Source organism: Nocardioides albus (assembly GCF_014648255.1).
Lineage (GTDB): Bacteria > Actinomycetota > Actinomycetes > Propionibacteriales > Nocardioidaceae > Nocardioides > Nocardioides albus.
The window spans coordinates 518,845-539,764 of record NZ_BMQT01000004.1; the positions used below are offsets into that span (position 1 = coordinate 518,845).

At 68.3% G+C, this 20,920-nt stretch carries 21 protein-coding genes, 1 tRNA gene and 1 pseudogene; 12 read left to right on the forward strand and 11 right to left on the reverse strand.

Annotation, left to right across the window (positions count from 1 at the left end):
- Window position 1: 1 nt before the first annotated feature.
- From IEY84_RS11260 to IEY84_RS11265, 3 genes and pseudogenes are all read left to right on the forward strand, one after another.
- Window positions 2–1,306: pseudogene (locus IEY84_RS11260) on the forward strand (aspartate kinase); the annotation flags it as partial.
- Between the two features lie 123 nt (window positions 1,307–1,429).
- On the forward strand, window positions 1,430–1,840 hold the full coding sequence (locus IEY84_RS27000; RefSeq protein WP_373292295.1) for an ACT domain-containing protein: 411 nt from the start codon (window positions 1,430–1,432) through the stop codon (window positions 1,838–1,840).
- 79 nt (window positions 1,841–1,919) lie between these two features.
- On the forward strand, window positions 1,920–2,963 hold the full coding sequence (locus IEY84_RS11265) for an aspartate-semialdehyde dehydrogenase (RefSeq protein ID WP_183543064.1): 1,044 nt from the start codon (window positions 1,920–1,922) through the stop codon (window positions 2,961–2,963).
- Window positions 2,964–3,125: 162 nt separating this feature from the next.
- Here IEY84_RS11265 and IEY84_RS11270 read toward each other — a convergent pair whose 3' ends face one another.
- From IEY84_RS11270 to IEY84_RS11285, 4 genes are all read right to left on the reverse strand, one after another.
- Complete coding sequence (locus tag IEY84_RS11270; protein ID WP_183543066.1) at window positions 3,126–3,809, reverse strand: MFS transporter; 684 nt, start codon at window positions 3,807–3,809, stop codon at window positions 3,126–3,128.
- A 49-nt stretch (window positions 3,810–3,858) separates the two neighbouring features.
- The gene (locus IEY84_RS11275; RefSeq protein WP_183543068.1) at window positions 3,859–4,317 is read right to left on the reverse strand and encodes a nitroreductase/quinone reductase family protein; all 459 of its coding nucleotides are present in this window, start codon (window positions 4,315–4,317) and stop codon (window positions 3,859–3,861) included.
- A 71-nt stretch (window positions 4,318–4,388) separates the two neighbouring features.
- Window positions 4,389–4,462: transfer RNA gene (locus tag IEY84_RS11280), tRNA-Pro, on the reverse strand.
- A gap of 72 nt (window positions 4,463–4,534) precedes the next feature.
- The gene (locus tag IEY84_RS11285; RefSeq protein ID WP_183543070.1) at window positions 4,535–5,455 is read right to left on the reverse strand and encodes a metallophosphoesterase; all 921 of its coding nucleotides are present in this window, start codon (window positions 5,453–5,455) and stop codon (window positions 4,535–4,537) included.
- A gap of 26 nt (window positions 5,456–5,481) precedes the next feature.
- On the opposite strand from IEY84_RS11285, the gene IEY84_RS11290 reads away from it, so the two are divergent.
- Entirely contained in the window at window positions 5,482–5,940 is a 459-nt protein-coding gene (locus IEY84_RS11290) for a GatB/YqeY domain-containing protein (protein ID WP_183543072.1), read from the forward strand.
- Window positions 5,941–6,014: 74 nt separating this feature from the next.
- Here IEY84_RS11290 and IEY84_RS11295 read toward each other — a convergent pair whose 3' ends face one another.
- A complete protein-coding gene (locus IEY84_RS11295; RefSeq protein ID WP_183543074.1) occupies window positions 6,015–8,456 on the reverse strand; it encodes a penicillin-binding protein in 2,442 nt (813 codons plus the stop codon).
- A 226-nt stretch (window positions 8,457–8,682) separates the two neighbouring features.
- Between IEY84_RS11295 and IEY84_RS11300 the strand changes: the two genes are divergently transcribed.
- On the forward strand, window positions 8,683–8,958 hold the full coding sequence (locus tag IEY84_RS11300; protein WP_045548985.1) for a WhiB family transcriptional regulator: 276 nt from the start codon (window positions 8,683–8,685) through the stop codon (window positions 8,956–8,958).
- A gap of 79 nt (window positions 8,959–9,037) precedes the next feature.
- On the opposite strand, the gene bagB is transcribed toward IEY84_RS11300, so the two are convergent.
- The 3 genes from bagB to IEY84_RS11315 form a co-directional block, all read right to left on the reverse strand.
- Window positions 9,038–10,204: an ArsA family ATPase gene (gene bagB, locus IEY84_RS11305; RefSeq protein ID WP_183543076.1), complete on the reverse strand. Its 1,167-nt coding sequence runs from the start codon at window positions 10,202–10,204 to the stop codon at window positions 9,038–9,040.
- Window positions 10,201–11,217, reverse strand: coding sequence for an ATPase BagA (gene bagA, locus IEY84_RS11310; RefSeq protein WP_183543078.1), 1,017 nt, complete (start codon window positions 11,215–11,217; stop codon window positions 10,201–10,203). Before bagA ends, bagB begins: the two co-directional genes overlap by 4 nt.
- Window positions 11,218–11,289: 72 nt before the next feature.
- Window positions 11,290–12,105, reverse strand: coding sequence for a maleylpyruvate isomerase family mycothiol-dependent enzyme (locus IEY84_RS11315; protein ID WP_183543080.1), 816 nt, complete (start codon window positions 12,103–12,105; stop codon window positions 11,290–11,292).
- 91 nt (window positions 12,106–12,196) lie between these two features.
- Here IEY84_RS11315 and sp36 point away from each other — a divergent pair, with 91 nt between their 5' ends.
- Genes sp36 through IEY84_RS11340 form a run of 5 tightly spaced genes read left to right on the forward strand, consistent with a single transcriptional unit; the run spans window position 12,197 to window position 15,138 of the window.
- Entirely contained in the window at window positions 12,197–12,352 is a 156-nt protein-coding gene (gene sp36, locus IEY84_RS11320) for a Sp36 family protein (protein ID WP_179660769.1), read from the forward strand.
- The gene (locus IEY84_RS11325; protein ID WP_183543082.1) at window positions 12,349–12,807 is read left to right on the forward strand and encodes a RidA family protein; all 459 of its coding nucleotides are present in this window, start codon (window positions 12,349–12,351) and stop codon (window positions 12,805–12,807) included. Before sp36 ends, IEY84_RS11325 begins: the two co-directional genes overlap by 4 nt.
- A gap of 50 nt (window positions 12,808–12,857) precedes the next feature.
- The gene (locus IEY84_RS11330) at window positions 12,858–13,733 is read left to right on the forward strand and encodes an NUDIX hydrolase (RefSeq protein ID WP_183543084.1); all 876 of its coding nucleotides are present in this window, start codon (window positions 12,858–12,860) and stop codon (window positions 13,731–13,733) included.
- Window positions 13,730–14,524 (forward strand): MBL fold metallo-hydrolase, encoded by a 795-nt coding sequence (locus IEY84_RS11335; protein WP_183543086.1) that lies wholly within the window; start codon window positions 13,730–13,732, stop codon window positions 14,522–14,524. Before IEY84_RS11330 ends, IEY84_RS11335 begins: the two co-directional genes overlap by 4 nt.
- A 17-nt stretch (window positions 14,525–14,541) precedes the next feature.
- A complete protein-coding gene (locus IEY84_RS11340) occupies window positions 14,542–15,138 on the forward strand; it encodes a YdeI/OmpD-associated family protein (protein ID WP_183543088.1) in 597 nt (198 codons plus the stop codon).
- Between the two features lie 26 nt (window positions 15,139–15,164).
- Here the strand turns inward: IEY84_RS11340 and IEY84_RS11345 are convergent, their stop codons facing one another.
- From IEY84_RS11345 to IEY84_RS11355, 3 genes are all read right to left on the reverse strand, one after another.
- Complete coding sequence (locus IEY84_RS11345) at window positions 15,165–17,786, reverse strand: WD40 repeat domain-containing protein (protein ID WP_183543090.1); 2,622 nt, start codon at window positions 17,784–17,786, stop codon at window positions 15,165–15,167.
- Window positions 17,779–18,282 (reverse strand): SigE family RNA polymerase sigma factor, encoded by a 504-nt coding sequence (locus IEY84_RS11350; RefSeq protein ID WP_183543092.1) that lies wholly within the window; start codon window positions 18,280–18,282, stop codon window positions 17,779–17,781. The genes IEY84_RS11345 and IEY84_RS11350 overlap by 8 nt, the downstream gene beginning before the upstream one ends.
- 184 nt (window positions 18,283–18,466) lie before the next feature.
- Window positions 18,467–19,144: a Crp/Fnr family transcriptional regulator gene (locus tag IEY84_RS11355; protein WP_008356269.1), complete on the reverse strand. Its 678-nt coding sequence runs from the start codon at window positions 19,142–19,144 to the stop codon at window positions 18,467–18,469.
- A gap of 188 nt (window positions 19,145–19,332) precedes the next feature.
- On the opposite strand from IEY84_RS11355, the gene nth reads away from it, so the two are divergent.
- Together nth and IEY84_RS11365 are read left to right on the forward strand one after the other, a co-directional pair.
- Complete coding sequence (gene nth / locus IEY84_RS11360; protein ID WP_183543094.1) at window positions 19,333–20,049, forward strand: endonuclease III; 717 nt, start codon at window positions 19,333–19,335, stop codon at window positions 20,047–20,049.
- Window positions 20,049–20,705, forward strand: a complete 657-nt coding sequence (locus IEY84_RS11365; protein WP_183543096.1) for a TlpA family protein disulfide reductase — start codon at window positions 20,049–20,051, stop codon at window positions 20,703–20,705. The genes nth and IEY84_RS11365 overlap by 1 nt, the downstream gene beginning before the upstream one ends.
- Window positions 20,706–20,920: the final 215 nt, after the last annotated feature.

Consider the following 20,920-nt stretch of genomic DNA (forward strand, 5'->3'; position numbering starts at 1 on the left):
CGTGGGAATCGTCGTTCAGAAGTACGGTGGCAGCTCGGTCGCGGACGCTGCAGGCATCAAGCGCGTCGCTCAGCGGGTAGTCGCGACCAAAGAGCAGGGCCACGACGTCGTCGTGGCCGTCTCCGCCATGGGCGACACGACCGATGAGCTGATCGATCTGGCCAACAAGGTCTCGCCGGACGCGACCGTCCACGCGCGTGAGTTCGACATGCTGCTGACCTCTGGTGAGCGGCAGTCGATGGCGCTGCTCGCGATGGCGATCAACGACGTCGCGAACGAGCGCGGGCTGGTGTACGAGGCTCGGTCGTTCACCGGCTCCCAGGCCGGCCTGATCACCGACGCTCAGCACGGGCGCGCCAAGATCCTCAGCATCACTCCGGAGCGGATCCAGGCAGCGCTCGGCGACGGCGCGATCGCGATCGTGGCCGGCTTCCAGGGCGTCTCCCGGGACACCAAGGACATCACCACGCTGGGCCGTGGCGGCACCGACACCACCGCGGTCGCGCTCGCGGTGGCGCTGAACGCCGACGTCTGCGAGATCTACACCGACGTCGACGGCGTCTTCACCGCCGACCCTCGGATCGTCCCGACCGCTCGCAAGCTGAGCTCGGTCGCCTTCGAGGAGATGCTCGAGCTGGCCGCCTCCGGAGCGAAGGTTCTCCACCTGCGTTCGGTGGAGTTCGCCCGGCGTCACAGCCTCCCGATCCACGTACGCTCCTCCTTCTCCACTCTCAACGGCACCGTGGTCAAGGGCAGCATCGACGCGGTCTCACCGCACGCCGAGATCCAGCCCGGCACGGACGCCGGCATGGAGGCCCCGATCGTGGCGGCGATCGCCTACGACAGCAGCCAGGCGAAGATCACCGTCGTCAACGCACCCGACCAGGTGGGCGCGGCCGCCAAGGTCTTCGAGATCATCGCCGGCGTCGGGATCAACGTCGACATGGTGGTGCAGGACTCCGCGGCGGCCCGCGCCGGGCGCACCGACATCACCTTCACCCTGCCCCGCCACGACGTCGTGCGCGCCAGGAAGGCGCTGGAGCTGGCGCGCGACGAGCTCGGCTTCGAGGACGTCGACGCCAAGGAGATGGTCGGCAAGGTCTCGCTGATCGGTGCCGGGCTGCGCACACAGCCGAAGAAGATCGCCGACTTCTTCTCCGCCATCGCGCAGGCCGGCGTCAACATCCAGATGATCTCCACCTCGGAGGTCCGGGTCTCGGTCGTCGTCGACGACGACGAGATCAAGCGGGCGACCGAGGCCGCGGAAGCGCGGTTCAGCGACGTCGCGGCCGAGAAGGTCTCCTACGGAGCCGAGGATGGCGCGGACACCCCGGAGATCGTCGGCGTCGCCCACGACCGTGGCGAAGCCAAGATCACCGTCGCCGGAGTCACCGACGAGCCAGGCAAGGCCGCCCGCATCTTCGACACCATCGCCGACAACGGCATCAACATCGACATGATCGTGCAGAACGTGTCGGCGAAGGAGACGGGGCGCACGGACATCTCGTTCACGCTGCCCCGTGCGGACGTGAAGAACGCCCGCGCCGCCCTCGGCGACATCCAGGCCGAGGTCGACTTCTCCGACCCGGTCATCGATGAGCAGGTCGGCAAGCTCTCCATCGTCGGCGCCGGGATGCGTACGCACCCGGGGATCACCGCGAAGTTCTTCGCGGCGCTCGCCGCCGAGGGGGTCCTGATCAGGATGGTGTCGACCTCGGAGATCCGCGTCTCGGTGCTCGTCAGCGCCGACGACCTCGACCGCGCAGTGCGCGCCACACACAGAGCATTCGGCCTCGACAGCGACGTAGAGGCCATCGTCTACGGAGGGACCGGCCGATGAGCGAGCGTCAGCGAGCGAACTTTGGACCAATCATCGGGCCGCGTCCGTATCATGGCGCTTGCGCCACGGAGGAGGCCCGATGAGCATCAATCTGGGAATCGTGGGAGCCACCGGGCAGGTGGGCGTCGCCGTACGCCAGATCCTGCTCGAGCGCGGCTTCCCGCTCGGCGAGGTCCGTTTCTTCGCCTCGGCCCGCTCGGCGGGCAAGACCATCGAGTTCGGCGACCGCTCGGTCGTCGTCGAGGATGCCGCCACCGCCGACCCGTCAGGCCTGGACATCGCGATCTTCTCCGCCGGTGGCGCCACCTCGAAGGCGCTGGCGCCGAAGTTCGCCGACGCCGGCGTGATCGTCATCGACAACTCCTCCGCCTGGCGCAAGGATCCGTCGATCCCGCTGGTCGTCTCCGAGGTCAACCCGTCGGCGATGGCCGGGGTCATCGAGGCTCGCCAGGGCATCATCGCCAACCCCAACTGCACCACGATGGCAGCGATGCCGGTCCTCAAGGCGCTCCACGACGAAGCCGGCCTCGAGCGCCTCATCGTGTCGACCTACCAGGCCGTCTCCGGCTCCGGCGTCGCCGGTGTCGAGGAGCTCGTCAGCGGTGTCGCGGCCGCCGGCGACAAGGCCCGTGAGCTCGCCTACGACGGGTCCGCGATCACGTTCCCGGAGCCGGACAAGTACGTCGAGACGATCGCCTACAACGTCCTTCCTTACGCCGGCTCTCTGGTCGAAGACGGTCTCAACGAGACTGATGAGGAGCAGAAGCTCCGCAACGAGTCCCGCAAGATCCTCGCTCTGCCCGACCTGCGGGTCTCGGGCATCTGTGTCCGCGTCCCGGTCGTCACCGGCCACTCGCTCGCGGTCAACGCCGAGTTCTCCTCGCCGCTCACCCCTGAGCGCGCCACCGAGATCCTCGCCAAGGCTCCGGGCGTCGAGCTCCGCGACGTACCCACGCCTCTGCATGCCGCCGGCAAGGACCCCTCCTACGTCGGCCGCATCCGTCAGGACGAGGGCGTCCCCGACAACCGCGGCCTCGCCCTGTTCATCTCCAACGACAACCTCCGCAAGGGCGCCGCGCTCAACACCGTCCAGATCGCCGAGCTGGTAGCCGCCGGTCTCTGACTCCACCCCCCAAAAAACCGCTGCGCCGAGTCCTCACTTCTGGCGTGCCGAATCTGTAGTTGTGGGCGACGAAACTCTAGTTTCGTCGCCCACAACTACATTCTCGGCCCGCTTTTTCTACAGACTCGGGTCGCCAGAACTACGGATTCGGCGTGGGGTCTGTCAGTCGATGTAGGTCGTGGTGACCCAGTAGGAGAGGGCGTACGCGGCGGCGGTGAGGATCACGGCGACGATCACGCCCCAGGCGTGGTCGAAGAGCTCGGTGAGGAAGAGCATCGAGACCACGGCGACGAGCGCTGAGCCGAGGAAGCTGATCGTGAAGGGGGAGCGGGCGCTGGCCAGGCGGAGGAGATAGCCGCCGACGACGACCGCGAGTACGAAGACGGTGATGAGGATGATCGCGCCCTTGTCGCCGAGCGACGAGGTGCCGCGCGTCCACTGGCTCACGGTGCCGCTGAACCAGATGGCTAGCGTCATGAACGCGCCGACGATGGCGCCGATCATGACGGCAGCCGACATGCCGGTCGGGGTGGCGAGCTTCAGCCGCCGCTGGCTCGGGGCCTTGGGCTCCTTGGGTGCCTTGGGCGTTCGCGGAGCCTTGGCTTTCGGCTCCCGCACCGGCTTCGGTGCCTTCTGCTTCTGCGCGGGCTTCGCGACAGCCTTCTTGGCCGGCGGCTCGGGCGAGACGACCGGTGCTGCCGTCTTCTCCAGCACCTGGGTCTTCTCCGCGGAACCCTGCTGGGCCGAAGACTTCTCGGGCTTGGCGTCGGTCGGCTTCGTACCCCCACGCTTCTTCTTGAAGCCGAACGACGGCGCGGCGAGCTTGTCGGCGGGGTCGTTGGTCATGAGGGGCAGTTTCGCACGCCGTACGCCACAATTGAACCCAGGATCGAGCTCAAGCGCGGGTCAGACGGATCACCGGGATCTCGCGGTCGGTCTTCTCCTCATAGCTCCCGAAGTTGGCGGCCGAGTCGACGATCGCCGCCCAGGCTCGTGCGCGCTCCTCGCCGTGGAGCTGCTCGGCGACCACGGGGATCGTCTCACCGCCGAGCTCGATGGTGACGCGGTCGGGGTGAGCGGAGAGGTTGTAATACCACGCCGGGTTCTTCGCTGCGCCGCCTGCCGAGGCGACCACGAGCCAGGTGCCGTCGTCGCCGGGGAACCAGGCAAGCGGCGAGGAGCGGGGCTCGCCGCTCTTCTTGCCGATCGTGGTGAGCACGAGCAGGCGCATCCCGGCTGTGGTCCCGTTGCTCTTGCGGGCCCGACGCATCATCAGCTTGTTGCCCAGCTTCAGGAAAGGGTTGGCGGTGGGCTGTCTGGCGCCGCGGGTGCCGTTGCGAGTGTCGAAGCTCATGTGGTCGACACTACTCGGCCAGAAACAGGTTCAGGCTCGGAGATCTGTGATCTCCGAGCCTGAACTCGCTGTCGGGTTGACAGGATTTGAACCTGCGGCCCCCTCGTCCCGAACGAGGTGCGCTACCAAGCTGCGCTACAACCCGAATGCTGCACCGATCAACGGTCCAACGAGAGTTGAGCATAGCCCAGAGACTCCTCTGAGCCGTAATCGAGCCCTATCCGCGAGAAGCGCCGCGCGGAGTGAGCGTCAGGAGGGTGGCCTCGGGACGGCAGGCGATCCGGATCCGCGTGTACGGCGAGGTGCCGAGACCCGCCGATACGTGCAGCCAAGCCTGACGTCCACCATGGGTGTGCGTGTGCAGCCCGCGTGCCCGGGCGGGGTCGAGATCGCAGTTGGTCGCCAGCGCCCGCCCGCCGGGCAGGCAGACCTGACCACCGTGGGTGTGCCCGGCCAGGATCGCGTCGTAGCCGTCGGCGGTGAACTGGTCCAGAACCCTCAGGTACGGCGCGTGCGCGACCCCGAGGCGTACGTCCGCGGTCGGGTCGGCGGAGCCGGCGACCGCAGGCAGGTCGTCGAGGCGGAGGTGGGGGTCGTCGACGCCGGCGAAGGCGAGCTCGATGCCCTTGACGGTCAGCGACGAGCGGGTGTTGGTGAGGTCGAGCCAGCCGGACTTGGTGAAGGACGCGGTCAGGTCGCGCCAGGGAAGCTCGGGAACGTTCGTACGCCGCTTCCCGCTGTCGGGCAGCAGGTAGCCGATCGGGTTGCGCAGCCGCGGCTCGTAGTAGTCGTTGGAGCCGTGCACGAAGACGCCCGGCACATCGAGCAGCGTGCCGAGGGCGTTGACGACCGCCGGCACCGCCCGTCGGTCGGCGAGGTTGTCACCGGTGTCGACGACCAGGTCCGGCTTCAGCGCGGCCAGCGAGGCGATCCAGTCGAGCTTCTTGTGCTGCGACGGGACCACGTGCATGTCGGAGAGGTGCAGCACGCGGAGCGGGTCCGCGCCTTCGGGGAGCACGGGCATCCTGACATGACGCAGAGTGTATTGCCGGGCCTCCCACAGGGCGTACGTCGTCATGGCCGCTCCGGTGGCGAGCCCGGTGCCGAGGGTTGCACCGATTACTGAGGCGAGCCGCATGGCTCAACCCTGCCACAATGGGTCTCATGAGCACTCTGAAGGACCAGCTGAGGACCGACCTGACCTCCGCGATGAAGGCCCGCGACAAGGATCGTGCCGGCACGCTGCGGATGGTGATGGCGTCGATCACCGAGGCCGAGGTCGCCGGCAAGGAGGCCAAGGAGCTCACCGACGACGAGATCATCACGATCCTCACCCGCGAGGCCAAGAAGCGACGCGAGGCCGCGACCGCGTTCGCCGAGGGTGGGCGCACCGAGCAGGCCGAGAAGGAGACCGCGGAGGCCGCGGTGATCACCGAGTACCTTCCCGCTCAGCTGAGCGCCGAGGAGATCTCCGACCTGGTCAGCAAGGCCATCGCCCAGACGGGTGCCGCCGAGGAGGGGATGCGCGCCATGGGCAAGGTGATGGGCGTCCTGACCCCGCAGACCAAGGGTCGTGCCGACGGTGGTGCCGTCGCCGCAGAGGTGCGCAAGCAGCTCGGCTGAACAGCTGTGGAGAACGGCTGTGGCCCCCGCCGGATCGGTGGGGGCCACAGTTCGTTGGAGAGGCTTGGCGGCCGTCAGCCTGTCGGCCACTCCCAGCCGAAGTCGGGTTCCTCCTCGACGGCTGCCGGCTTCTCGTTACCGGGCTTGTCGTCGTCGGGCTTCTTCTTGTCGGGCTTCTTCTCCGGCTTCGGGTCGGGCTTCGGCTCCGGTCCGAGCGAGGTGTAGATCGTGATCGGCGATCCCTCGGCGGCGTCGCCCGACGGAGTGGTGAAGGCGACCAGCCCACGGTCGTACTCGGAGTACGCCTCGGGACCGACCTGGACCTGGAAGCCGGCGTTCCGCAGCACCTTCGTCGCCTTCGAGACCGTCATGCCGCCGACCCACGGGACGTCAACGGTGTTGCCTGCGACCACCTTCGGGTCGACCTCGTGGAAGTCCTTGGGCTTCAGGTACTTGTCGATTGACTTCATCGCGTCGCCCCACATCGGCCCGGCGAATCCCGATCCCGAAGCGGTGTAGATGTAGTCGCCGCCGATGTACTGCCCCTGGAGTCCCTGCGGCGTGCCGGAGTAGTTGGCTCCGGCGATCATCGCCGCGGTGGCGAGCTGCGGGGTGTAACCCATCAGCCACACGGCCTTGTTGTTCTGTGTGGTGCCGGTCTTGCCGGCGCTCGGTACGGCCAGGGCCTGGCCGGCCGCGAAGCCGCTGCCCTCCATGACACCGCGCAGGATGTCGTTGACTGCATCTGCGGTGCCCTTGGCCATCACCTGCTCGCAGGTCGGCTCGTACTTCTTGATCACCTTGCCGTTGGCGTCGAGGATCTCGTTGACCGGCACCGAGTCGCAATGCTCGCCGCGAGCGCCGAAGGTTGCGTACGCCTCGGCCATCTCCAGCGGGCTGACGTCGACGACTCCGAGGGTGAAGGTCGGCACGCGCTCGGCGCCGCCGCAGCCGGTCTCGCTCGGCTTGCAGACGTGGCCGTCCTCGAAGCTGACACCGAACGGCGCAGTGAGCTTGACGCCCATCTTCTGCGCCAGCTTGTAGGGAGTGCACATCCCGGTGATCTGGAACAGCTGAGCGTAGAAGGTGTTCACCGATTCCCGGGTGCCGGTGTAGGCGTCCTTGCTGCCAGACGTGGTGGAATTGTGGAATGTGTGGTTGCCGACCCGGTTGCCGTCGCCAGGGCATCCCGCGAAGGTCGACTCGTTGAGGGTGAGCTCCTCGGGCGAGCTGATCGTCTGCTTGAGGGGGAATCCCTGCTCGATGGCAGCGGCAAGGGTGAACGCCTTGAAGGTCGATCCTGCCTGGAATCCGTTGGAGTCGCCCGCCTTCTCCTGAGGGACCAGGTAGTTGAGGTAGGACTGGCCCTTCTTCTTGTTGTCACCCATCGGGCGCGACTGCGCGAGCGCACGCACGCGGCCAGTGCCGGGCTCGACCATCGCCAGCGCGCCGATAGCCTGGTCAGTGGCGTACACGTGGTCCTCGACCGACGCCTGAGCCGCGTCCTGGAAACGCTGGTCGAGGGTGGTCTTGATGGTCAGACCGCCTGACTTGAGCAGCGCGAGCCGGTCGGCCTCGGTCTCGCCGAAGGCCGGATCCTTGACCAGGTATCGAAGGACGTAGTCGCAGAAGAACTCCGCGGAGGAGCCGAGGCAGCCGTTGCGCTGCTTCTGGACGTTGAGGCCGAGATCGGCGTCCTTCAGCTTCTCCGCCTCGGGGCGGGAGACGACCTTGAGCGCGGCCATCCGGTCGATCACGACGTTGCGTCGGGCGATGGTGGCGTCGGGGTAGTTGGTCGGGTCGTAACCGGTGGGGTTCTTCACCATCCCGGCGAGCATCGCTGCCTGCTGCCAGTTGAGCTCGGAGGCGTTGACGTTGAAGTAGTGCTTGGCGGCGGCCTGGACGCCGTAGGCGCCGTCGCCGAAGTAGGCCGCGTTGAGGTAGCGCTCGAGGATCCAGTCCTTGGAGTGCTTCTCCTCCAGCGCGATCGCGTAGCGCAGCTCGCGGATCTTGCGGGCCGTCGACTTCTCGATGGCCGCCTTGCGCTCCGCCTCGGTCTTCGCGGAGTAGACCAGCGTCGTCTTCACCAGCTGCTGGGTGATCGAGGAACCACCCTGCACCGAGTCGCTGGCCTGGTTGGTGATCAGCGCGCGCAGCGTGCCCTTGAGGTCCATCGCGCCGTGCTGGTAGAAGCGGTAGTCCTCGATCGCGAGGAGCGCCTTCGTCATGTTGGGCGAGATCTGGTCGAGAGGACGGTAGACGCGGTTCTGGTCGTAGAGCGTCGTGATCAGCTTGCCCTTGCGGTCGACGATCTTGGTCGTCTGGGACATCTCGTCGATCTCGAAGGCCTGCGGCAGCGAATCCATCTTCTCGGCGGTCTCTTTGGCCGCGATCCCGGCCACACCGGCGAACGGGATGGCCAGACCTGCGGCGACGACTCCGAGGACGGCTGCCACACCGCACATGACGGCGAGGTGCTTGAGCACGGTCTGCGGGCGCAGCGACGGCGAGGACATGCTGGTCATGGTAGGTGATCGCGGCTAATAGCACATGATTCGCAGTTGGTGGCGCGCAGGAGGCGAAAAGGGGGTCCCAGGGACCCTACTAGTCATTTCGGGCTACGTACTTTGGGCCAGAAGGGTGTGTCACTGCACAGGTCCCGGTCCTTAACCTTTAGTGCGCACGGGCGCCCACGCCGTCAATTGGGGAGGGCGAAGCGCTCCGACGAAGGGATGGCACACAATGTGGGTTGATGAATGGTCGCTGCAGGCCGCTTGTCGAGAGAACGAGCCCGACGAGCTCTTCGTACGGGGAGCCGAGCAGAACAAGGCCAAGATGGTCTGCTCCGGCTGCGTCGTCCGGACCGAGTGCCTGGCCGAGGCGCTCGACAACCAGATCGAGTGGGGTGTCTGGGGCGGCATGACCGAGCGTGAGCGTCGTGCCCTGCTCCGCCGCAGCCCGAACGCTTCGTGGCGCGCCGTGCTCGAGGCCGCGCGCACCCGTGCCTCCGTGGAGTGAGCACTCGTCCCCTACTCGAGTGGATCGCTGAAGTTCTTGGTCTGAGCCAGGGCGTACGTTCCGTACGTCCTGGCTCGACTCATTCCTGGGCCAGCAGCCGGCCGATCTCGCGGAGCCCGTCGAGATCGTGTACGTCGCCGGGCAGTGCCGGCACGACGGCGGTCGGGACCTGCGGGTGGGCCACTGCGAAGCGCTCGCGCAGCTGATCCTGGCGCTCGACCAGGAGCGCGCGATCGGCATGGAGCCGCAGCAGGCCTGCGGTGAGGGGCGCGTCGGCGAGCCGCTCCGCCGCGGCCCCGGCGGCGGCGGCCGTGAGTGACGCGTCGTCGGGCAGGGTCGCTCGGTTGACGACCAGCCCTTGGAGCGGCATTCGGTCACCGGAGAGGCGCTCGACGAAGTAGGCGGCCTCCCGGAGCGCGTCCGGCTCGGGGGCAGCGATGACGAGGAAGGCGGTCTCGTCGGCCTGAAGGAGCTTGTAGGTCTCCTGGGCGCGCTGGCGGAAGCCGCCGAAGACGGTGTCGAGTGCGGTCACGAAGGTCTGCAGGTCGGTGAGCATCTGCCCGCCGAGGACCTTCTTGAGGGCGTTGGTGACGAGGTTGATCCCGGCCGACATGAGCCGGACCGGACCCTTCGTGGGGGCCAGCATCAGGCGCAGGAAGCGGCCGTCGAGGAAGCTGGAGAGTCGCTCGGGAGCGTCGAGGAAGTCGAGGGCGCTCCGGCTCGGAGGCGTGTCGACGACGATCAGGTCGTAGTCGCCGTTGCCGCCGTTGTGGGCGAAGGCATCGCGGTAGATCTGGCCGAGCTTCTCCATCGCCATGTATTCCTGCGTGCCCGCGAAGCTAGAGCTCAGCGCGATGTAGAACTGGTTGTTCAGGATCTGCTGTGCCTTCTCCGGGCTGGCCTGGGACTCGACCACCTCGTCGAAGGTGCGCTTCATGTCGAGCATCATCGCGTCGAGCCGGCCCGGGCCGATCCCGGGAACGGGACGAGGGGTGTTGTCGAGCTGGGCGATGCCCATCGACTGGGCGAGCCGCCGGGCAGGATCGATCGTCAGCACCACGACCTTGCGTCCGCGCTCGGCCGCTCGCAGGGCGAGGGCTGCCGAGGTGGTCGTCTTGCCCACGCCACCGCTGCCGCAGCAGACGATGATGTGGGTGTCGAGGTCGTCGAGCAGCCGGTCGACCTCGAGAGCCTGGGTGTGGTCGCCGTGGGCCGCCAGCGGGCCGACGCGTGGATGTGACGTCATGCCAACCCCTGTTCCTTGAGCTCGGCCGCGAGCTCGTAGAGCCCACCGATGTCGATCCCGCCGGCGAGCCGGTTGAGCTCGTAGGAGGGGACACCGAGACCGGCGACGAGGTCGCGCTGGGCGTCCTCGAGAGCTCGGCGCTCGGCGTACTCCTTGGCCTCGTCGGTGAGGGCGGAGAGCAGGGCAGGGTCGGGTTCGACGCCGGCGCGCTTTAGGTCTTCGGCGATGGCGTCGCCGTCGAGCGAGCCGGCCAGCGCGGGGGCGAGCGACTCGTCGGGGAGGTCGCGGGGGCGCACCTGGTTGATGATGACGCCGCCGACGGGGAGCCCGGCGGCGCGGAGGTCGCTGATGCCGTCGGCGGTCTCCTGGACCGGCATCTCCTCGAGCAGCGTGACCAGATGGACGGCCGTGCGCCGGGAGCGGAACAGGGTCATCATCGTGTCGGCCTGGTTCTTGATCGGGCCGACCTTGGCCAGGCCCGCGACCGACTCGGACACGTTGAGGAAGGTGGTGATCCGGCCGGTCGGGGGAGCGTCGAGCACGATCGCGTCGTAGGTCCGCGCGCCCTTGTTGCGGCTGTTGCGCTGGACGGCCTCGAAGAGCTTGCCGGTGAGCAGGACGTCGCGGACGCCGGGGGCGATGGTGGTCGCGAACTCGATCACGCCGAAGCGGTCGAGTGCCCGGCCGGCGGGGCCGAGCTTGTAGTACATCTTGAGGTATTCGAGGAGAGCCTCCTCGGGAGCGATGTGCAACGCGTAGACGTTGCCCGGCTCGGCGTCAGCGCCGGAGCGCGACCGCATCCGCAGACCGGTCGCGATCCGGGTCTCGGCGTAGGGCAGCGGGTCGACGTCGAACATCCGTGCCACGCCCTGGCGGCCCTCGACCTCGCAGAGCAGGACGTTCTTCCCGTGGGAGGCCAGCCCGAGCGCCAGGGCAGCAGCCACCGTGGACTTGCCCGTGCCGCCCTTGCCGGTCACCACGTGCAGCTGCACATGGGGCCAGTCGGAAGTCATGGACCGACTTTATCCAGGCAGAGGGAGCTGTGAACCTGAGAGTGACCTATACGTCACTCTCAGGTTCACAACTCAGGGAGTGATGTTGAGGTTCTCGATGATCTTCGTGCCCAGGGTGCTGTCTCCCGTGATCGTCACCCTGGACGGATCGGCCGAGTCGCGGCCGCCGGCCAGGAGGACGTACGTCTCACGGTCGGTGGTGAGGGTGACGGTGGGGTCGGTGACCGGGGTGGCGAGCGGGACGCCCTTGCCGTCCTTGGTGACCGTGAAGGCGTACGGAGTGTGGCCCTCGACCTCGACGACGACCGTCGAGCCAGGGGCGCCGCCGGCCTTCTTGGCGAGCACGAACCCGACACCTTCGAGCAGGTAGTCGGCGGTGTGGAGGGCGCCGGCCGTGTCGAGGTCGCCCGGGCGGCCGGTCGCGCGACGGATGTCCTGCTCGTGCAGCCAGACGTCGAGCGGTCGGTTGCGGAGCAGCTTGCCGGTGGTCCACCCGATGGCGCCGAAGACGCCGGGCGCCGGCGCTGCGGAGTCCTCGGGCGGAGAGGCGAGCAGCTCGTCGTGGCGTACGGAGGTGTAGCGCCGGATCTCGTCGATGATGCTCTTCGGCGAGGCGTCCCGCCGGGTGAGCACGCCGACCTCGGTGAACTGGCCCATCGGCGACCTGATGTGCTCGGACTCGGGGATCTCGGCATCCTCGCGCGGCGCGCCGGCGGTGAGTCCCTCGAGGTGCGCGACGTGAGAGGCGATGGCCCGTACGTCCCAGCCCGGCAGGTCGGTGGCCAGGTCCCAGTCGGACTCGGGGAGCTCGTCCAGGAGCACGAGGAGATCCTGGACCGAGGACCACCAGGTGTCGACGTACGTCTTCAGCTGCTCTGTCGAAGTCACGGGTCGACCATAGTGCGCGAAGCCGATGGTTGGAAGGTCAAACCATGTCGCCGGGAGGCCCGTCTCGTGGCGCGGGAAGTAGGGTGCCGACATGACCAAGTGGGAGTACCAGGTAGCGCCGATCCTCAACCACGCGGCGGCGCAGATCCTCAACAACTTCGGTGCCGACGGGTGGGAGCTCGTCTCCATCATCGACAACGGCACCGGCAACTACGTCGGCTTCTTCAAGCGGGAGGTCTCGGCGTGAGTGCGCCAGAGAAGGTCCTCGCCGAGCTCGGGCTGAGCGTTCCGGAGGTGGTGCCGCCGGTGGCGGCCTACATCCCGTCTCTCCGCACCGGCAACCACGTCTTCACCTCTGGCCAGCTTCCGATGAAGGACGGCGCCCTGCTGTCGACCGGCAAGCTCGGCGGCGAGGTCTCGCCCGAGGAGGGTGTCGCTGCCGCGCAGCAGTGCGCGCTCAACGCGCTCGCTGCGGTGAAGGCCGAGATCGGTGATCTGTCGCTGGTCAAGCGGGTCGTCAAGGTGACCTGCTTCGTCGCCTCGACACCTGACTTCACCGCCCAGCCGAGCATCGCCAACGGTGCCTCCGAGCTGCTCGGCAAGGTCTTCGGTGACGCCGGGCGCCACACCCGCTCCGCCGTCGGTGTGTCGGTCCTGCCGCTCGACGCACCTGTCGAGGTGGAGATCATCGTCGAGATCTGAGCCTCGGATGGGGGTGGGGCGCGGGTGTGAGCATCGCTACAGTGACGAGCGTGCGCATCCCGATCCCTCCAGTCCGGCTTGGTGACGACATCGTGGCTCTGGCCGGGGAGTACGCCGAGGGCGTACGCACCCCGGTCGAGCCGCGTGATGCGGCGACGGTGCTGCTGCTGCGGCCCGGATCCGCGTCCGGCCCAGAGGTCTATCTGCTCCGTCGGCAGCTGACGATGGGGTTCGCCGCCGGGATGGCGGTCTTCCCGGGCGGCGGCGTGGACGTACGCGACGCCGAGCTGCCCGACTCCTGCTGGGCCGGCCCGTCAGCGGGCGAGTGGGCACGTCGGCTCGGGGTCGAGGAGTCCCGCGCGCGAGCGTTGGTCGCCGCGGCGGTGCGGGAGACGTTCGAGGAGTGCGGGGTGCTGCTCGCAGGGACGTCGGCCGACGCCGTCGTCGACGACGTCTCGGGTTCGGAGTGGGAGGCGGACCGGGTCGCGCTCGAGTCGCGCGCGTTGTCGCTCACCGAGCTGCTGACCCGGCGCGGGCTGGTGCTGCGTACGGATCTGCTGGCGCCGTGGGCCGCTTGGACGACGCCCGTCTTCGAGCCGAAGCGCTTCGCGACCTGGTTCTTCGTGGCGCGGCTGCCTGAGGGACAGCTGACCCGAGACGTGTCGAGCGAGTCGTCCTCGGTGCTGTGGCTGGGCGTCGCCGATGCGGTAGCCCAGGTCGAGGCCGGCGAGCTGGCGATGATGCCGCCGACCTATCTCAACTGCCTCGAGGTCGCCTCGATCGGATCGGAGGACGAGGTGCTCGCCGACGCTGCAGGACGGACGCTGACGATGTTCACCCCGGCCGTCACGGCCATCGACGGTGGCCACACCCTGTCGATGATGCCGATGCACGAGAAGCTGATGTCGGGACGGGGGCGCTCATGACCGACTCCTGGGCCGGTGGGACCTTCGGTGAACGCGGACAGTGCATCCTCGCGCCCAACCCCGGGATCATGTCGCTCGACGGCACCAACACCTGGGTGCTGCGCGAGCCAGGTGCGCGCCGGTCGGTCGTGATCGACCCCGGACCTCTCGACGAGGGGCACCTTGATGCGGTCGCGGAGGCGGCCGGCGAGGTGGCGACGGTGCTGCTCACTCATCATCACTATGACCACTCCGAGGCGGCCAGGGCCTTCGCTGAGCGGATGGGGTGCGGCGTACGCGCTCTTGATCCGGAATATCGTCTTGGCTCCGAGGGGCTCGCGGACGGGGACGTCGTCGAGGTCGACGGTCTGGAGATCCGCGTCGTCGGCACTCCCGGGCACACCTCGGACTCGTTGTCGTTCTGGCTGCCGGGCGACGGGGCCGTGCTGACGGGGGACACCGTCCTGGGTCGCGGGACCACGGTCGTCGCCCACCCCGACGGTGAGCTCGGCGCTTACCTGGACTCGTTGGACCGCCTGCACGCGCTGGCCTCCGCGCACGGCATCGGCAACGTATGGCCCGGTCACGGCCCGGTCATCGGCGACGCGCTCGGTGCCCTCGACTACTACATCTCCCATCGTCGCGACCGTCTCGGTCAGGTAGAGGCCGCCCTCGCTGAGCTCGGAGTCACCCCTGCCGAGGCCGATCCGCGCGCGATCGTCGAGAACGTGTACGCCGACGTCGACCAGGTCCTCTGGGGCGCCGCCGAGCTCTCCGTACGAGCGCAATTGGCTTACCTCACCCGGCGCTGAGGCCTACTGTTCGGCTCATGGCGATCCTGTCCGGAGCCGAGCTCCTGCTTCCCGACCCTCCCGCCTGGCGAGCCTGGCTGGAGGAGCACCATGCCGACACGCCCGCGGTCTGGCTGGTGCTGACCAAGAAGGGCGGCACGCTGACCACGCTGACCTGGCAGACGGCGTTGGACGAAGCGCTCTGCTTCGGCTGGATCGACGGTCAGGCCCGGCGGCGCGACGAGCAGTCGTCGTTCCAGCGGTTCACCCCGCGTGGGCCGAAGAGCCGCTGGTCGCTGAGGAACGTCGAGCACATCGCTCGCCTCGAGGCCGAGGGCCGGATGACCGCCGCCGGGCAGGCAGCCGTGGAGGCGGCGAAGGCGGACGGGCGGTGGGAGGCGGCGTACGCCGGTCCGGCGACCGCCCAGACGCCGCCAGACCTTCTCGCCGCGATCGCCGCGGTGCCCGAGGCGCAGGCGATGTACGACGTGCTCACCTCCCAGAACCGTTACGCCCTCTACCACCGCATCACCTCCCTGAAGACCGAGGCCGCGCGGGCGCGCAGGATCGAGGAGTACGTCGCCATGCTCGCCCGTCACGAGACGATCCATCCCCAGAAGCGCCGGCCTCAGTAGCCGCGATCTCGCTGCTGATCCCTCGGTCAGAGCTCGCCTCGCCTACCTCGCCGAGCGCTCCTGACCCAGAGCCAGACGACGAAGACGGCTAGCCCGATCACTGCCGCGGCCAAAAGCACCGTGGGCAGGTCGTTCGTCGAGAGCTGGCTCGTCCACGTCCAGTCCTGGTCGGGAGCCGTCACCGCCAGGTCGGCGGGCAGCGCCGTGGCGATCGTAAGCCGGGTGACACGGTGGTCGAGGTGAGCGACCACCTGCGTCTCACCATCGGGCGATGCCGTACGGAGGTCTTGTCCGTCACCGTCCGACGTCACGATCAGCGGCGTCCCGTCGGCCAGCCAGCCAGCGACTCCGATGAGATCACGGCCGTCGACGTCGACTCCGCGCACCGATGGGTTGCGCCCGATCGCCAGGTCGATGTTGCGGCCTGAGTCCCAGCCGATCGATCGGACGCCGGGATGGTCGACACCGTCGACAGGGGTGTCCGCGCCCACCCAGGTGGATAGGCCCTCCTGGCCCGTGCCGGGCAGGTCTGTGGCGCTGCCGGGCCAGATCTTGGTCCCGGATTCGTTGCGTACGACGACTGTGCCGTCGTCACCGATGCCTGCGTGCTCCCATCTGCCTCTGGGGAGCGGCTCGGCGGTGCCGTCGGGAGCGATACGACCGGCGGCCCGATGCTCGTAGTCGGAGTCCCAGACCAGCCACTTCGAGTTCGGTGACCACGAGAAGCTCGTGACCCGGCCGTCTATCTCGAGCGGGTGCTCGGTGACCTTGCCGGACTCCAGATCGATGACGTTCAGGCTCTTGTCCTCGGTGACGTACGCCATCCGGGTGCCGTCGGCGGAGAGGCGCACGCCCTGCTCCTCCATCATGGACCAGGCCTCGCCGACGCCCGGCAGGCGCAGGCGATGGTATTTGCCGTCGACGGTGAGCACCACGGCGGATCCGCCGTCGACGACAAGGGCCTGGTCGGGGAAGGCGAGCGTCGCCCGGCCGACGGCCAGAGAGTCGGAGAGGGGAACGTACTTTTCCGGGCTTTCCGTCCAGCGGATGTCCTGCGGGATCACCGCTCGCGTCGGGCCGGGTGCGCTCGTCGAGGTGGCCGACGGGATAGCGACGACGCCGCCTGGTTCGTCTGGCGAGAGGTCGAATGTGAACGTGGCCGAGGACTGGAACAGCAGCGCCGCGACCAGGCCAGAGAGAACAACGAACATGACGACTGCCTCTGGGTTCGCCGTGCGACGGGAAGGTCGCACGGCTCGTGTGCGGCGTCGCCAACGCCAGAGTGCGACCGCGATCAGGCCTATGAACAGGTAGAACGCAGTCGTCTTCAGCCAGGGCGGCAGAAAGATGGGCGGGATACGAGAGACGGTGGGATCGGCCGCGTCAGGATCGATGAGGGCGTACGCGACGCTCACGGTGTCCACCACGCTGCCCGCGTCGTCGCACTCGATCAGCACTCTCGCGTCATCCCCCGACGTTCCCAGCTGAACGATGCGGACACCCCCGGTGTTTCCGAACGCCGTGATGAGGGGCGCGTCGCCCGCCCAACCGATCGGGCCGATCTGTGAGCCGTTCGGACGTGCGTACGTCGCCCCGCTGCCGTCCAGCGGAGCCATGCCTGCGTCGGTGACGATGTAGAGCTCGGACCCGCGGAACTGGACGGGTTCGCCTGCGCTGGCATTGATCGGGAGAGCCACTTTGGTGGCGTCTCCACTCGGCGATCGGAGTTGGACGGCGCCCGAGCCGAACCCGTCGCTGAAGGCGATGGTGCCGTCGTCGGCCACAGCCCAGGTCGACAGGTAGATGACCCGATCGACGATGCCGGCAAGGGCAGTGGCGGACGTGGTTCCGGGATCGATGACCCCGGCGACGGCGTTCCCGGGCACGTAAGACTCATCGTCCCATCGGTCCATCCGAGAACCGGCCCACAGCAGCTTCGTGCCGCCGTCGGACCACTTCAGATCGGAGACATAGACGCCGCGGTCGTCGCAGTTCGTGGCGGGGCAGGAGGACGTGGCGAGGTTCCACTCGACGACGTTGCCCGTGGTGAGATCGGCGACGCGTACGCCGCCGGGCACAGGGGCGTCCTCCGGGGCAGATCGTCCCCTGCCCCACGCCCACGCCAGCTGGCGACCGTCCGTGGAGAGGGCGAGCGGTCGATGCCCGAAGCCCTCGCCGATTCCGTTCTCCCAGTAGGGATCGAGACCGATGAAGTCGGGAAGGTCGAGCGGGTGATAGTCGCCGTCGTCGGCATCGACCACGACGGGGACTGCGGTGTTCGAGTCCTCGGCAGGCTGGACGTACGCGATCGCGCCGACCCCGATCGCCAGGTCCTGTTCCAGGTCGTCGGCGTGGGTGTAGCGGCCGTCCTCGGACTCGGCCAGCCAGGTCGGGGCGGCGTAGAGCGTGTCGGCGACGGCCAGGCCGGCGTAGCCGCGGGCCGGGTCGATCTCCGCCGAGTCACGGGTCGGGCTCAAGGCGACGGAGCCGGCGATGAAGGCGATGGCGGCGGAGATCGCGCCGATGGCGATGACGACCGAGCGGCGGTGGGCGCGTCGGCCGCGGACGAAGATGTCCGCAGGGACGTACGCCTCGGGGGCTGCCTCGGCGATCCGGTGGAGCTCGTCGCGGAGCTGCTGGTCAGTCATGGAGGAGCTCCTCGAGATGAGGCGCGAGGGTCCGCAGACGGGCGAGCGCCTTGCGGGTGGTGGACTTGACCGTGCCGGAATGGATCCCGAGGACATGGGCGGTCTGGACCTCGGTGAGGTCTTCGAAGAAACGGAGCACGAGGATCGTGCGCTGGCGCGCCGTGAGCTGGGCGAGCGCGGCGTCGAGGCTGAGTCGCAGCTCGGTGTCAGCAGAGGCGGCGGCCGACGCCTCGTACGTCTCGGTCGGGGTCTCGACCAGGCGGCGGCGACGCCACCAGGAGATGTTCTGGGTGTAGAGGATGCGGCGGACGTACGGCTCGGGGTCACCGTGGATGCGGTGCCACGACTTCGCGGCCGAGAAGAGTGCCTGCTGGACGAGGTCTTCGGCGAGGTGCGCGTCGCCGGTGAGCAGGTAGGCGGTGCGTGAGAGTGCCGGAACTCTGGAGTGTACGAAATGCTCGAACGGCCCGGGATCGAGTTCTGTGGGGGAGAACAAAAGACACGGCCTCCTTTCACCGGCTACTACGCCGGATGAGAGGAGGCCGGGTGCCTGTTGGAAGGTAAAGAATCAGGGCGTTCGGAGTGCGTGCATGGCAAGGCGGAGGAGGGAGCCGACCTTTGAGCGGAGCGGGTCGGCGACCGACGACAACGCGGCCAGGTGCGTACTCCGGGCGTCCTGATCAGCGGGCGCGGCGGGCCATGCGCTCTATGTCCATGATCACGACCGAGCGGGGCTCGAGGCGGAGCCAGCCGCGGCTGGCGAAGTCGGCCAGGGCCTTGTTGACCGTCTCGCGGGAGGCGCCGACGAGCTGGGCGAGCTCCTCCTGGGTGAGGTCGTGGTGGACGTGTACGCCGTCGTCGGCGGTGCGGCCGAAGCGGTCGGCGAGGTCGAGCAGCGCCTTCGCGACACGGCCGGGGACGTCGGAGAAGACGAGGTCGGCGACGACGTCGTTGGCCTTGCGGAGACGGCCGGCCAGCTGGGCGAGCAGGCCGCGGGCGACGACCGGGCGGCCCTCGAGCCACTTGAGCAGGTCCTCGTGGGACAGGCTCGCGAAGGCGGAGTCGGTGACCGCGGTGACGGTGGCCGAGCGGGGGCCGGGGTCGAAGAGCGAGAGCTCACCGAACATCTGGCCGGGGCCCATGATGGCGAGCAGGTTCTCGCGGCCGTCGGACGAGGTGCGGCCGAGCTTCACCTTGCCGTCGATCACGACGTACAGCTTGTCGCCGGAGTCGCCCTCGTGAAAGAGCACCTCTCCGCGGCGGAGCTTGGACTCTGCCATCGAGGCGTGCAGGGCCGTCATCGACTCGTCGTCGAGTGCGCTGAAGAGCGGTGCCTGACGGAGTACGTCGTTGTCCATTGCGGCCATTCCTCCTGGATTTTCCCCACATCCGCGGGTATTACATCGGGAATCCTATCTGTGGAACGTCTCACAAGTGCACATCACCCACCGATATGGGAAGAAAGTGCATGTATGGGGCGGTATCTGTGCTAGCCGTCACCCTGGGTCGGGTCGGCATTGTCGGTGCGGCCGCGTAGCCTTGCTGCGTGCCTGCCCAGAAGTTTGCGACTGAGACGCGCCTGGGCCTGGTGCGTCGTGCCCGTCGGATCGACCGCATCCTCGGTGAGACCTATCCGGATGCGAAGGCCGAGCTCGACTTCACCAACCCGTTCGAGTGCCTGGTCGTGACCGTGCTGAGCGCGCAGACCACGGACAAGCGGGTCAACCTGGCCTCGCCGGCCCTCTTTGCGGCCTACCCGTCCGCGAAGGAGATGGCGGCTGCGCCGCGGGAGCACCTGGAGCAGCTTGTCGGGCCGCTCGGCTTCTTCCGTGCCAAGACCGACGCCCTGCTGAAGCTGAGCGCCGTGCTCGTGGAGGAGTACGACGGGGACGTGCCCGCGCGACTGGAGCAGCTGGTGAAGCTGCCCGGTGTCGGGCGCAAGACCGCCAACGTGGTGCTCGGCAATGCCTTCGGCAAGCCGGGGATCACCGTCGACACCCACTTCGGACGGCTCTCGCGCCGCTTCGGGTGGACGACCGAGAAGGACCCGGTCAAGGTCGAGCGCGAGGTCGGCGCGCTGTTCGAGAAGCGCGACTGGACGATGCTCTCCCACCACGTGATCTGGCACGGGCGCCGGATCTGTCACGCCCAGAAGCCGGCATGCGGTGCCTGCCCGGTGGCGCAGCTGTGCCCGGCGTACGGGGAAGGTCCGACCGACCCGGTCGCCGCGGCCAAGCTGGTCCGCACGGAGGGCCGCAACTGATGGTTCGTGCCCTTGGGAGCAGAACCCGGGTCGCGACGGTAGCTGTTCTGACCGTGGCGGCGCTGGCCGTGCTCGCCGGCTGCGGCACCGAGTCGCCGGACGGCGGCGGACAGTCGGGCGCGCCGCTCGCCGACGGGAATTCCTCCTCCGAGGTGGACGTCGCCACGCCTGAGATGGTCGCCGCCAAGAAGGCCTCGGAGGTGGAGGAGTGTCGCCCTGGATCGGCGAGCGACGGTGGGCTGCCCTCGGTCGAGCTGCCGTGCCTCGGTGGTGGCGAATCGGTCGATCTCGCCTCTTTCGAGGGTCCGCTGGTGATCAATCTCTTCCAGGGCTTCTGCGCGCCCTGCAAGGAGGAGATGCCTGCCTTGCAGACGTTCCATGAGACCTACGGCGACGAGGTGCCGGTGATCGGCATCGACGTCATGGACACCGTTCCCGGGGTCGCCCTCGAGGAGGCGATCTCGCGAGGCGTGACGTTCCCGATGTACGCCGATCCTGGCGGCGAGCTGCAAGGCGGGTCGCTCACCGCGCGGGCGGTGCCGACGACGTACGTCCTGTCCTCCTCGGGTGAGGTGAAGCTGCTGCAGATGGGCGGCATGACCAGCGCGGACCAGGTCAAGGAGCTCGTCGAGGAGAAGCTGGGGATCACGCTGTGAGCGAGCGTCAGCGAGCGAACCGTTCATGTATCACGCGGCCGCGTCCGTATTCTGGCGCTTGCGCTACGGAGGTGGTCGCGTGAGCGAGCGTCAGCGAGCGAACGGTCGCGAGACCGCCGATGGGGCACGCCCGGAGTGGATCGACGAGAGCGTCGAGGCGGCTCAGCAGATCCAGGGCGAGGACATCTCGCAGTTCCTGCCGCCGGAAGACGGCA

Bases quoted from the DNA above. Each gene is read 5' to 3' on its own strand.
- IEY84_RS11265 (WP_183543064.1), top strand. From the start codon at position 1,920: ATGAGCATCAATCTGGGAATCGTGGGAGCCACCGGGCAGGTGGGCGTC.
- IEY84_RS11270 (WP_183543066.1), bottom strand. From the start codon at position 3,809: ATGACCAACGACCCCGCCGACAAGCTCGCCGCGCCGTCGTTCGGCTTC.
- IEY84_RS11275 (WP_183543068.1), bottom strand. From the start codon at position 4,317: ATGAGCTTCGACACTCGCAACGGCACCCGCGGCGCCAGACAGCCCACC.
- IEY84_RS11285 (WP_183543070.1), bottom strand. From the start codon at position 5,455: ATGCGGCTCGCCTCAGTAATCGGTGCAACCCTCGGCACCGGGCTCGCC.
- IEY84_RS11290 (WP_183543072.1), top strand. From the start codon at position 5,482: ATGAGCACTCTGAAGGACCAGCTGAGGACCGACCTGACCTCCGCGATG.
- IEY84_RS11295 (WP_183543074.1), bottom strand. From the start codon at position 8,456: ATGTCCTCGCCGTCGCTGCGCCCGCAGACCGTGCTCAAGCACCTCGCC.
- IEY84_RS11300 (WP_045548985.1), top strand. From the start codon at position 8,683: ATGTGGGTTGATGAATGGTCGCTGCAGGCCGCTTGTCGAGAGAACGAG.
- bagB (WP_183543076.1), bottom strand. From the start codon at position 10,204: ATGACGTCACATCCACGCGTCGGCCCGCTGGCGGCCCACGGCGACCAC.
- bagA (WP_183543078.1), bottom strand. From the start codon at position 11,217: ATGACTTCCGACTGGCCCCATGTGCAGCTGCACGTGGTGACCGGCAAG.
- sp36 (WP_179660769.1), top strand. From the start codon at position 12,197: ATGACCAAGTGGGAGTACCAGGTAGCGCCGATCCTCAACCACGCGGCG.
- IEY84_RS11335 (WP_183543086.1), top strand. From the start codon at position 13,730: ATGACCGACTCCTGGGCCGGTGGGACCTTCGGTGAACGCGGACAGTGC.
- IEY84_RS11340 (WP_183543088.1), top strand. From the start codon at position 14,542: ATGGCGATCCTGTCCGGAGCCGAGCTCCTGCTTCCCGACCCTCCCGCC.
- IEY84_RS11345 (WP_183543090.1), bottom strand. From the start codon at position 17,786: ATGACTGACCAGCAGCTCCGCGACGAGCTCCACCGGATCGCCGAGGCA.
- IEY84_RS11355 (WP_008356269.1), bottom strand. From the start codon at position 19,144: ATGGACAACGACGTACTCCGTCAGGCACCGCTCTTCAGCGCACTCGAC.
- IEY84_RS11365 (WP_183543096.1), top strand. From the start codon at position 20,049: ATGGTTCGTGCCCTTGGGAGCAGAACCCGGGTCGCGACGGTAGCTGTT.